This window comes from Paenibacillus paludis, from assembly GCF_042610515.1.
Taxonomy (GTDB): Bacteria; Bacillota; Bacilli; order Paenibacillales; family Paenibacillaceae; genus Paenibacillus_AQ.
In genome coordinates, this window is the sequence record NZ_JBGJZP010000008.1 from 294,229 (window position 1) to 306,185 (window position 11,957).

Consider the following 11,957-nt stretch of genomic DNA (forward strand, 5'->3'; position numbering starts at 1 on the left):
GGCCGAAGTAATGGGCTCCAAATATTACAAAGTTGTAATCTGTTCCTCAGTCATTGTAGCATAAATCTCTCAGCTGTGCGCTTCTAAATTTTTACATTAATAGATTGCCAGATAAGCAAGCAGACGGCTTGTACATTTCAACTCCAATACAACAAAAAAGCCACCATCCTAATCAGGACAGCAGCCTCCTATTGACTTCGCTGTACATTCTGTACAGGTTAAGACGTTACCTTCGTTTCTGGAAGCTTAATGGAAAGACTGCCAGAACTCACCTTCGGTCGAGATCAGACCCATGATTTCTGCATAAGGAATGCGGAATGTCGGGAAACCCGCAGCATATGGGGCAATCTCGTAGGGAGCGAAATACAGATACAGCGCTTCTTCATCAACAAAAAAGGGCTGATCCGCCGTAATCCCCTTGTAGGTGTCCGGAAAAACGTAAGAGTACTGGGGATCGTTCGCAATCTGTTTGCCGACAATTGCGCTGAGCTTCGCCACATATTTGCTGCCCGGCTTGAACAGGTCACGAAGAGCATAAAACTTGCCGTTGCGCAAATTGATATGAACATAAATCCGGGTAGGCATGCCATGGGCAGCCCCAAAAGGGTACTTGTAGCCGCTCAGTTCCAGGACAAGCAGATTTTTGCGGAAGAAGGAGACGGCAAAATCCCCGGTATAGCTATAATCCTGCGTCCCTTCACTGGTCCCCGCTCCTTCGGCAAGGGAAAGGCTGCGCAGCTTGTCATTTACTTCTCTGGATACCTCGGAGTTTGCAATCCCTTCGATAACCGGATAATACACCAAATAATCTCTATTCGGTTTGTATTTCTTCTCCAGCACTGAATAAGGCGGCCGGAGGGTTATGACTCCATTTTGCCTCCATACCTGATTGCCCCGCCGGTCGTAATAGGCTGTCCGCTGATCCACGTCAGCCCTGATCAGACTTCCGCTGAAGGAAAGAGTGCCTGAACCGGCAATCACGGGCGGCTGAGCTGCTTTTTTTCCGCTTTTGTCGATGAAATAGGTATCTGTGGCGTCAAACACTGAGGCGAGTCCATTCTGATAATTGTTCACACCCAGCAAGGGGTGGGTGCTGAGGATTCTGCCGGTTACCGCATCAGCGATAACATAACGTGAACCGCGGTAAGGCTGGTCTGGATACACTGGTGTACCCAATGCCACCCGGTCTTCACCCAGCTGTTGAACTTCATAATACTGGGCCGGGACTACGAGCTTGCCCTGCTTATCAATCAGGCCGTAGGCATTGCCATAATTCTCAGCCGTATTGATCACCGCTCTTCCCGCAGAAAATGGCAGGGCGGCTGTATACTGCGGCTCTATCGCGATGCTTCCGTCTATCCGCAGATACCCGTATTTACCGTTCTCGGTAGCCTGGTATGCCAGCAGGCCATCCCCCGGATAACCTACAAATGGATATTTATATCTATGCAGCACGGTGCCTTGCGGGTCTATCAGCGCAAACTCTCTTTCGCCCAGCTTGACCAGTGCCGTTCCGTTCATGAAATCGCCGGCGTCCTCGTAAACTGCAGGCAGTACTTCTTTTCCCTGGGCATCCAGATATCCGTAGTGGGAAGTACCCGTCGTACTTTGTTTGGAGAACATCGCACGCCCTTCATGCAGCGAATTTAAGTAATCATAACGCGCTGCTGTAACCTGCTTGCCTCTTTCATCAATCAACGTATAGCCTTTGGCATCGGAAACCACAGCACGGCCTTCTGAAAAAGGGGCAATAAAGGAATAGGCCGGTCTCACTTTCTCCCGCCCGGAGCTGTCAATCAGGCCGCTCTTGTCGTTGCGCTGCACAATCGCCAGGCCGTTCTCCTGAAACTCCTCGGCATATTCATACCTCGGTTCAATAACCGTCCGTCCTTCATTGTTGATGTACCCCCAACGAGTCCCCTCTTTAAGCTTAAAAGGAGCGGGATGCAGCAAATCTGCCCGCAGCTCGCTGTCATCCACCTCAGGCAGGAAATAAAGCGCCTCTACAGGCTTTTTGGAGTAATCTACCCGATACAAACCCGCTTCTGCAGGAATCGTTACGAACAGATCATCATCCGCACGGATGAAATCCTCTTCCTGCTGAGGAATACATTCATTCCAGCCAATCCCGTCCCATCTCCACACTTCCGTCTGCACCAGGCTGTTATCCGTTCCTTTCGCCAGCTCATTCAGCTTAATCCTCAGCATCCCGTCGCTCTCCTTTACAAGGGCTTTTGCCTATAGGATATGTGGTCAAGGGAGAAAGGGTGTGTGGTTGTAAGCTCTGACGTTTTCCTAATTATTCGACGTCGGCGACATTGTTTCTGGTAATCTTCTTATAGGGGATCCATACATACTGGTTATCGGTAATATCGAAACCAATATTTTGTTTGGTTGGCGCTTCGCCTCTAGAGAGAACAGCCGCAAGTTTGATTGCTGCTTTGCCTTGGATGTTGGCATCATTTAGCACAGTACCCAGCATGGTCCCCTCTTTGAGTGCTTTAACGGCTGGAGCTGTCGCATCTACACCGACTACCGGCATGTATTTCCCGCCGGAAAAATATCCGTCAGCTTTTAGAGCTTTAATTGCACCGAGGGCCATATCGTCGTTGTTGGCAAGAACAGCTTCTATCCTGTCTCCGCAGGTCTTCAGAAAGCCCGCCATTTTCTCCTGGCCCTTCACCCGGTCGAACATTCCGCTGTCTTCCGCCAGTTTCTCGACCTTGATACCTTCATCTTCAATCGCCTGGATGGAATAATTGGTGCGCAGCTCGGCATCCTGGTGTCCCGGTTCGCCCTTCAGCATGACATATTGAAGCACTCCGTCGCCGTTCTTATCGGCTTCGGGATGGGATTTCCAGTATTCCGCGATAATCTGGCCGGACATGGTGCCCGATTCTTCCGCTTTGGCGCCTACATAATACACCTTGTCCCATTTCTTCATATCTTCCGGAAACGGTTCACGGTTCAGGAAGACGACCGGAATGTCGGCGGTTTTTGCTTTGTCGATGATGACGCCTGCGGCAGTGCGGTCAACCGGATTAATCAGCATGCCTTTATATCCCTTGGTAATGAAAACGTCAACCTTGTCATTTTGCGTAAGCTGGGAGTTTTTGCTGTCTACAATGTCCACAGCTGCGATGCCTTTGGCTGCCGCCACAACCGATTTGCGGACACCGGCCATAAACGTATCGCTGAATTTATAAATGGCTACACCAATTTTGGGAGCTGAGCCGGTACCACCAGGGATTGCCGTCTCAGCGCTGCCGCCGGTATTCGCAGAACTGCCTCCGCAGCCGGACATAGCAGCACCCAGCAACACGGCGGCGAATAAAACGGAAGACATTTTTTTCATCACTAATTGACCTCCCGAGGGTAAATCTTTCTTATGCCGGATCTGTCCCAGGTACATCATTATGCCTGAAAAAAGCACAGTTGCGAATATAAAATCCTACTGTATTCAATAAAAATTCTAATGAGTTCCCTATGCTACCGGACAAAAGGAAACAGCAGCTTTTGATTCTCAGGCCATAGCATGTTTTCCAGGTCAATCAGCTTGGTGCCAGTATCCACACGCTCAGGAATGTCGATGCCTTCCAGGGCTTGGGCTGCATATTTCACGGCCAGATAACCGTTGCTGAACGGATTCTGGATCACAGTTGCCTGGACGGTTCCGTCCTGAAGCATTTCCATCATCGAGGGAGAGCTGTCGAAGGCCACCATTTTAACCTTATGCTGCTTCAGATTCTGCAGCACTTTGCCCGCGCCCTGCGAGGCCGTTTCATTCAATGTGGCGATTCCGCGCAAATCGGGATGGTTCTGCAGCATGTCCCGGGTCAATGATTCCGCATTGTCCGTGTTTGAAGAGGTGTAGGAAATCTGCACAACCTGAACATTCGGATAACGGGCTGCATAGTTCAGGAAACCCTTTTCCCTTTCTTCTGCGTCCCGGGCTCCATAATCAATCGGTCCGCTGGATTCCGGCTGCACGTTCTGAGAGGAGTTGGTGAAATTGATGATTCCAATCTCACCATATCCGTTCAACAGCTGTATCAGTCTTTCCGCTGATTTCTGTCCGGCTTCATAGCCATTTGAACCCACGTAGGCTTTGACTCTGGCCGAACCAACCTCGGCATCGACGGAAATGACAGGGATTTTGTAATAGGCGGCCTGATCCACTACCTGGGCCAACCCCATATAACTGCTGGCTGCCAAAATAATCGCCTCTGCCTTTTGATTAATAGAATCCTCAACCATGGTAATCTGCTTATCAATCTCACTCTCGGAATCAGGTGCCTTGAACGTCAGCTTGACATTAAATTCCTTGGCGGCGGCTTCAGCACCGAGCTTAACCGTGTTCCAGTAATCCCCTTTGTTCATCTTGACAATCATATCGATATTATGCGTTTTGTTGGTGCTGATATAAGCGGCGGGAGACGTATTGAAGCAGGAAGTGACCGTCAGCCACAGCACCGGACAAAGCAGTAGGATCAGCCACAATCGTTTGCTTCTCATGGAGATGATTCATCCTCCTTCTGCGGCTCCGGCCCCTCTGCGGTTTGGATTGCCGGGAATGTAATAGTGACCGTTGTGCCTTCCTCAAGCTCGCTTTCGAATGCAAGACCGAATTCGCGTCCGTAATACAGTCTGATCCGCTCATTCACATTCCGCACGCCTACACCAGAGCCGCTGCCGCTTTTGGTCCCGCCGCTTAAAATCATATTCAGCATTTCCCTCGGCATTCCTAACCCGTTATCACTGATTGTGATGACAATTAAGCCATGCTGAAGCTCGGCACTTATGGAGATCAGACCTTCGTCCGGCAGCATTTCAATCCCGTGATACAGTGCATTTTCTACAATCGGCTGCAGAATCAGCTTGATCGTCTGGTACTGGAGCACCTCATCCTGCGCCTTGATTTCAAAGCGGAATTTATTCTTGAAGCGGAAGCTCTGGATGACAAGATAATGGCGGATATGGTCCAGCTCTTCCTGCACGGTAATAATATTATTCCCTTTACTCAGGCTGATCCGGAAAAACTTCGACAACGATTGGATCATCGTGACCACTTCCTCGTTTTTGCCCCGTTCGGCAAGCCGGATGACAGAGTTCAGCGTGTTGTACAAAAAGTGCGGGTTGATCTGCGACTGCAGTACTTCAAGCTCACCTTTGCGCTTGGTCTCCTGCTCATAAATTATCTGGTCCATCAGCTGGCGGATCCGCTGGAGCATCAGGTTAAAGCGCCGCGACAGCTGTTCAACCTCATAAGCGCCGCTGACATTGATCGGAGTATTCAGATCACCCTCACCTACCTGCTTAACGGTCCGCTCCAGCTTGCGGATGGGACTGGCAATGAGCCAGGACAGGAAGACGGAGACAGCAATGACGCCAAGAATAACAGCAGCCAGAAACCAGACCAGAAATTGATTCAGATCCCGTTTCGTAGTCACAATTTCATCGTAATAAGCGACACCGACGATTTTCCAGCCGGTTTCGGCCAGCGTGCGTACGGTAATAAAACGTTTCTCTCCTGTCGATTCATCCAGATAGCTGCGGTAAGCATACTCCAGCACCGGTTCCACGTTCTCATACTTTAGACCGGCATAAATGAGCTGTTGCTGCGGGTGATAAACGATGTTGCCCAGCGAGTCCAAAATGTAAGCGTATCCTCTTTTGCCAAGCTTGACCTGCCGGCTCAGCTCATCAATCGTCCGGAAGTTGAAGTCGATCAGCAGGATGCCGGTTTTCAGTTCTCCGTTTTCTCTGTATTGAATCATTTTGCTGATGGAGACAACCCAGGTATAGCGCCCCTTGAATAAATTTTGGATATGCGGTGCGGAATAGGAAATCTCCGAGCTTTTTTTGGCGGTGGTGAACCAGCTCTGACTTTCCAGCTGTGTATTCAGGCGCATGTTCTGGCCTGGGGTCCCGACCACATATTTCCCCTGCAGCGTAAACACCGCGACCGACACCAAATCTTCTCTGCTGTTCATTAGCGTATCCATCCGTTCATACAGCAGCGGGGAGTCAATAGAGGCACTGGTCGTGACCTGTTCCTCCGCCGTCTCAAAAATATTGCTCATTCCTTTGACATACAGCTCGAGATTATAATTCACCTGCTCTATTATCTGCTGCATATTCAGATTGGCATTCTCCTCGGCTGTCTTCGCAAACTTGTTGTACAGCATGAAGCTGACGATCACCGCAACCAGCACAGTAACCGCCGTGAACGACACCGTAATGATAAGCTGAATACTCCGAAGTTTGGAGGATATCCTTGTTTTGCCGCGTCTGTCTTGCTGCGGGCGCAGCGGAAAAAAATAAGCCCTCGGCCTGTTCATGGCTAGCCTCCCCGGGAGCTGTTCTTATACTCTTTGGGAGATTGTCCATATTTCTTGCGGAAGCAGAAGCTAAAATAATTCGGGTCGGCAAAGCCGATTTTTTCGGCAATTTCAAAAGCCTTCAGCTCTGTTGATCGCAGCAGCTCCTTGGCAGCCTCCAGACGGATCTGCAGCAGATAGCTGACAAAGGTCATCTTCATCTCTTTCTTAAAAATGCTGCTGAAATATCCCGTACTGATATGCAAATGCTGGCAGACTTTGCCGATCGAGATGTCGGACTCCTCATAATGACCCCGGATGTATTCCTTGGCTTGGTCAATCAGCTGTTTGTAGCTCGACTGCCGCTCCGAAGCGATGGAATCCATCAGGCGGCTGCACACATTGATAATCCACTGCTTAGCTTCGCCCATATTGTTGAATTTATGGATTTCCGTCAGCGAAGACAGCCCTGATCCGATGTAATCCGTGGTCTCACTGCCTGACTCCTTAGCCACCCGTAGAATCGAGGTGATGATCTCCAGCAGAAACACCTGATAGTCCTGCGTCGAAACCTGTGCGGTGTCCAGTCCCCCAAACAATTCGTCGACAACCTCTTTCAGCTCCTGTACCGTGCCCAGCTTGATTGTGCGGATCAGCGATTGTTGGGTCAGCTCGTCATAAGCCAGCATTTGATTGGATCTTGACTCCACATCTTCGATCCAGATCACTCTGTTGTTGCCGAGAATGAGGCGGTAATCAAGTGCCTGCAGCGCATCGCCGAATGAATTGAACAGCAAGGACGCTGTATGGCATACTGTTCCGGCTCCTGAGGTCACCGTCAGCTTTAGAAACCGCTGTACATTTTGCCGGATTTCCTCCAAGATCGCGAAGGTTTTGCCGGTAATCTCCGCCTCATCCTTCTCCATGCTGACCGAGAGCAGCACGACATCATCCCGGTGTATAAATACTTTGCCGAAACCATGCTTCAGACAAATTTCCTCAGCGATATTAAGCACCGCGAACAGCTGCAAATTGCGGTCGCCGGTGTCACGCAGGGATACGGGCAGACTCTGGATAACTCCTGCATTCTTCTCCGAACGGATATAATCTATGCTGATTACGGAAGACTGAAAGCTCTCACCAGAGAGGTTGATGCCGTATTCCGCACTTTTCTCGGCGATTTCCGCGGGCCGCAGCCTGCGGGAAACAAGCGAGGAGAGGAATTGTTCACGAAGAACAGGCAGACTCTTCCGGTAATGCTCGCTCAGCACAAATACATTTTCTTTCTCAGCGATTTCCGCCTCTATGGTTTTTCTAACCTTGAGCAGTGTGTCGATCAATTCCTGAGAAGAAAACGGTTTCAGAATATACTCGTCAATTTGCAGTTTAATCGCTTTCTGGGCGTACTCAAATTCATCATAGCCGGTGAGAATTATGATCTTCGTATTGGGATGACGGCTGCGGATCCATTCGGACAGCTGCAGTCCGTTCATAAATGGCATCTGGATGTCGGTCACGACCACATCCGGCAGCAGGCGGTCGATTGATTCCGCAGCCTCACGGCCATTCTCCGCCTGATCTACAACCTCAAAACCATAGCTGCCCCAGTCGATCTGTGCGATAATCCCTTCTCTTACGTCCTCTTCGTCTTCGGCAAGAATCAATTTATACATGCTTCATCCCTCTTATAATTTATGTTTAGGTAATTATAAAACTATTCTAGCTGATTCGATCAACTCTATCTATGTTTAACTTAAGTAAGGGGTAAAAGATACTGAATGGCTATTCCGCCGGTTCAGCAAATTCATTATACAGTGGCAATGGACGGGTATACATAAGCAAATTGAGGGAATGATATTCTCCTGTGCAGAACGGCCGGGTATACCTCTACGGCGAATAAAAAAAAACCATCCCGGTTGCCGGGATGGGGATGATTGTACGTATTAGATTTACAGCAATGCTTTGTTGAAGCGGTAGCCGGTAGTCTGCTCGAAACCCATATGACGGTAAAAAGCATGCGCAGGCGCACGTTCCACACGGTTGCCGCTTCTAAGGAACAGCTGGCAGCAACCCTGCCCGCGGGCCCATTCTTCCGCTGCAGCTACCAATCTTTTGCCGAGGCCGTTGCCTCTAAGCTCCTCTGATACAATCAGCGCGTTGATTTCCGTAATACAATCCGCATGTTTGTAATAGGATTTCACCTGCCGAAGTCCAATCATTCCCACAACTTCATTGTCCAGTTCAGCGACCAGTGTGCAATGGAACGGATCATTCTCCATGCCTTCCATTCTCTCTTTCATCACGCTAAGTGTTGTCGGATAGCCGAATTCCCGCAGAAGGGCTGTCACTCTCTCCAGATCATTCATGCCGCATTTGCGAATTTGCAGTACTTGCTCCTGAGTACTACTGTTCATTCTCATATACCTCCACTTTTAGCATAGACGCCGCCTGTTTGGCGGTAGTCCGCGCGATTTCTACATCTTCCGCTGCACTGAGGGCTACTGCCATCCGCCGTCCAGGACGGATTTCAGGTTTGCCGAATACCCTAACCTGTGTACGGGGAAGCGCCAGCGCTTCGCCGATTCCGGATATGGCAAAAGCCTGTCCGGTTTTTTCTGCTTTCAGGGTAGCCGAAGCGCCCGGTGTTACAAGCGCAACCGAGTCCAGCGGAAATCCAAGAATGGCTCTGACATGCAGAGCGAATTCCGATAAATCCTGCGTAATCATTGTAACCATGCCGGTATCATGCGGTCTGGGCGATACTTCACTGAACAATACTCCCTGCTCTGTAAGAAACAGCTCCACTCCAAAAATACCAAGGCCTCCAAGCTGATCAGTTACCGCTTTGGCGATATTCTGAGCTTCTGCCAGCGTGCGCTCACTCATCTGATGCGGCTGCCAGGACTCTACATAGTCGCCGTCCTTCTGGATATGGCCGATCGGCGGACAAAATACAGTTCCGCTTGCCGATCGGACCGTAAGCAAGGTAATCTCACTTTCAAACGTAACGAAAGCCTCCACGATGACCCGTGTCCCTTTGGCCCGCGCTCCTTCCAGAGCCGTATTCCAGCAGTCCTCCACATCACCTGGTTTCTTGCAGACACTTTGTCCTTTGCCGGAAGAGCTCATAATCGGCTTGATCACACAGGGTGTGCCAAGCTCTTCCACTGCCTGGCGCAATTCGTCCAGACTGTCCGCGAAGCGGTATGCCGCGGTCGGCAGGCCAAGCTCTTCAGCCGCTAAACGCCGGATACCCTCCCGGTCCATGGTCAGCCGGGCTGCACGTGCAGTCGGGACTACGAAGAATCCTTCCGCCTCCAGCTCCAGCAGCGCATGAGTGGCAATAGCCTCAATCTCGGGCACAATCAAGTCAGGCTTCTCGGAACGGATGAGCGTCTTAAGCGCATCCGCGTCCAGCATATCAATTACATAGGAGCGATGGGCTACACCCATCGCCGGGGCATCTTGATAACGATCCACAGCTACGGTCTCTACGCCAAGGCGCTGAGCTTCGATAATGACTTCCTTACCCAATTCCCCGCTGCCCAAGAGCAGCAGCTTACGGCTTTGAGCTGAAAAAGGAGCTCCCCACATTGTCGACTCCAACCTCTTTCGGCTAATTTGACTGCTGACTCTCTTTTTCTGTAAATGTCGCAGTTTTCATTGTAAATTTTCAGGCTTCTTTATTTTCTTCCATCAACGACCAGATTGCAAGCCTTCTTCGACATTTTCCTACAATCTTCACAGATCGCCGTCTACGAGATCGTCGAAATTTCTCTCCAGAACATTTAATTGATGGCCAATTTGGCCCCAATGTTCCGCAGAATCACCCCCTTTCAAGAGACCGGACATCACTTCCTCCCGCTCAGCCAGAGCTGCTCGGAGTGTGTCTGCCGAACGTTTCAACGCCTGCTCCGCTACACCCGTATAAAAATCCAATAATAAATCTTCCTGCGTTCCGGCGGCTCCGGCAACTGTTTCCTTCAGCCAAGGGTCCGCTGATGCTCTGACTTCGTTACGCCCCGGCCCCTCAAAGAAATGACGCGGCGATTTGAAGCGGCCCCATAATGCAGCCCAATCCAGAGGGGATAACCGGCACTCCAGCTTATCCGGGGAAGGCCAGTGTTCTTCGGCATTGTCCATGAGCTGAAGCTCCTGAGCCGAAATCGACAGTTCCGACGCGGCCGATGAAGCTGCCGTCCGCACGAGTTTTTGACCTGCCGCTTCCAGGCGCAGGGTAGTCGCCCACAATTCCTGTTCCAGTTCACGCTCAAGGGTGCGTTCCAGTTCTCTGCCACAGGCTGTAAAGATATCTTTCAGATTTCCGCTATCCTCGCGCAGCACGGAAGGATGGAAGGATTCCTGGAAGAAACGGCCGAAGGCAAATCCGATCCGCTGCCGCACATGATAGAGCAGTTCTTCACCTTCCCGGCGCAGGTCGCGCAGCGGACGTTCCTCGGCGGAAAGCGCCGTGAGCCGTGCTTCTGCGGTGCGGCGCCGTTCCTGCAGCTCCAGCAGTCCGGCTTCACGCCTTCCTGCCTCCATCTCGGCCAGCTTCTGCCATTCTTCCGCCCGCATGCGCACGGAGGCAATGTTCTCTTGCGCGGCTGCAAGCGACAACCGCGGCAGTTCTCCGCCCGCGAATTCCGCAAGCGCCTCTTCAAAGGTCTGGAAACGGGAGCTTTCATAAGCTTCCCGGTTGTGGTCTGTTTTGCCTTGCAGCGCCAGCAGACTGGACAAGGTATATATCCGCGGCGAGGTAAGGCCGCCGGCACGCAGGTTCTGCGCGACATGCCCCTTCACCTCTTCCAGCTCCGCTTCGTCTGCGGCCAAATCAGAAGCGTTAATGATAAAGAACATTTTATCCAGCGCGAAGCTGTCTTTAATTCTTCCCAATTGGGCCAGCAGACCACGGTCCGCTTTGGAAAAGGCATGATTATAATAGGTCACAAAACATATCGCGTCCGCATTCTTCATGTAACCGAAGGTTACACCGGTATGACGGGCATGCAGGGAATCCGCGCCAGGGGTATCCACCAGCACAATGCCGCTCGCGGTCAAGGGACAGTCATAATACAGGTCAATCCCCTGCACAAAACAGGCCCGCGTCTCCTCGGCGACCAGTCCACGGTATTCCTGCAGATCAACAGTCCGCACCGTTCCCAGCAGTCCCTCCGCTTCTGACCATCCAGCCGCCGCCGCCCGCAGGAATCCGGCATGCGGCAGGGCGGAAGGATGCAGGCCGCTGACCTTCAGCCCAGCCACCTCAGCGGTCCAGCTCTGCCGCTGCGGGGGCGCAAGCTGCAGTACGCTGAAGGAATGGAGGATGTCCTCCCAGAAATCCTCCGCCGTCTTCATCGTTACCACCGCGCTGGCATGGCGGAACTCCCCTTCCGGTGACAGGATGCGATTCACTGCTGCTGTGGCGGGGTGGGGAGACACAGGCAGCACTTCTTCGCCCAGCAGCGCATTGGCGAAGGAGGATTTACCGGCGCTGAACGCTCCGAACAGCGCCATCGTAAAGCGGCCGGCGGCGATGCTCTCCGCCCGTGCCGCAAGGCTGCGCGCCGCCGAGGCCATGGCCGGCTCGCCGCGCAGCAGCTCTGCCGCAGCGCTCAGCGCCGCTGCGGCCTTCGT

Annotated in this window: 8 protein-coding genes; all 8 read right to left on the reverse strand. The window is 51.7% G+C overall.

Translation table 11 applies throughout. From position 1 onward, the window contains the following. Window positions 1–246: 246 nt before the first annotated feature. Window positions 247–2,208: a WG repeat-containing protein gene (locus ACAN56_RS18330; RefSeq protein ID WP_379144748.1), complete on the reverse strand. Its 1,962-nt coding sequence runs from the start codon at window positions 2,206–2,208 to the stop codon at window positions 247–249. A 91-nt stretch (window positions 2,209–2,299) separates the two neighbouring features. Beyond that, the gene (locus tag ACAN56_RS18335; RefSeq protein ID WP_379144778.1) at window positions 2,300–3,355 is read right to left on the reverse strand and encodes a galactose ABC transporter substrate-binding protein; all 1,056 of its coding nucleotides are present in this window, start codon (window positions 3,353–3,355) and stop codon (window positions 2,300–2,302) included. A gap of 134 nt (window positions 3,356–3,489) precedes the next feature. Continuing rightward, window positions 3,490–4,515, reverse strand: coding sequence for a substrate-binding domain-containing protein (locus ACAN56_RS18340; RefSeq protein ID WP_038594327.1), 1,026 nt, complete (start codon window positions 4,513–4,515; stop codon window positions 3,490–3,492). After that, window positions 4,512–6,341, reverse strand: a complete 1,830-nt coding sequence (locus ACAN56_RS18345; RefSeq protein WP_379144751.1) for a sensor histidine kinase — start codon at window positions 6,339–6,341, stop codon at window positions 4,512–4,514. Before ACAN56_RS18345 ends, ACAN56_RS18340 begins: the two co-directional genes overlap by 4 nt. Window positions 6,342–6,343: 2 nt before the next feature. Next, window positions 6,344–7,993, reverse strand: a complete 1,650-nt coding sequence (locus ACAN56_RS18350; RefSeq protein WP_379144753.1) for a response regulator — start codon at window positions 7,991–7,993, stop codon at window positions 6,344–6,346. 276 nt (window positions 7,994–8,269) lie between these two features. Continuing rightward, complete coding sequence (locus ACAN56_RS18355) at window positions 8,270–8,734, reverse strand: GNAT family N-acetyltransferase (RefSeq protein WP_144024272.1); 465 nt, start codon at window positions 8,732–8,734, stop codon at window positions 8,270–8,272. Continuing rightward, window positions 8,724–9,914 carry a formate-dependent phosphoribosylglycinamide formyltransferase gene (gene purT, locus ACAN56_RS18360; RefSeq protein WP_038594334.1) on the reverse strand — a complete coding sequence of 397 codons (1,191 nt, stop codon included), beginning with the start codon at window positions 9,912–9,914 and terminating at the stop codon, window positions 8,724–8,726. The genes ACAN56_RS18355 and purT overlap by 11 nt, the downstream gene beginning before the upstream one ends. A 147-nt stretch (window positions 9,915–10,061) precedes the next feature. Then, the coding region (locus ACAN56_RS18365) for a dynamin family protein (protein ID WP_379144756.1) at window positions 10,062–11,957 on the reverse strand (1,896 nt) is incomplete at its 5' end.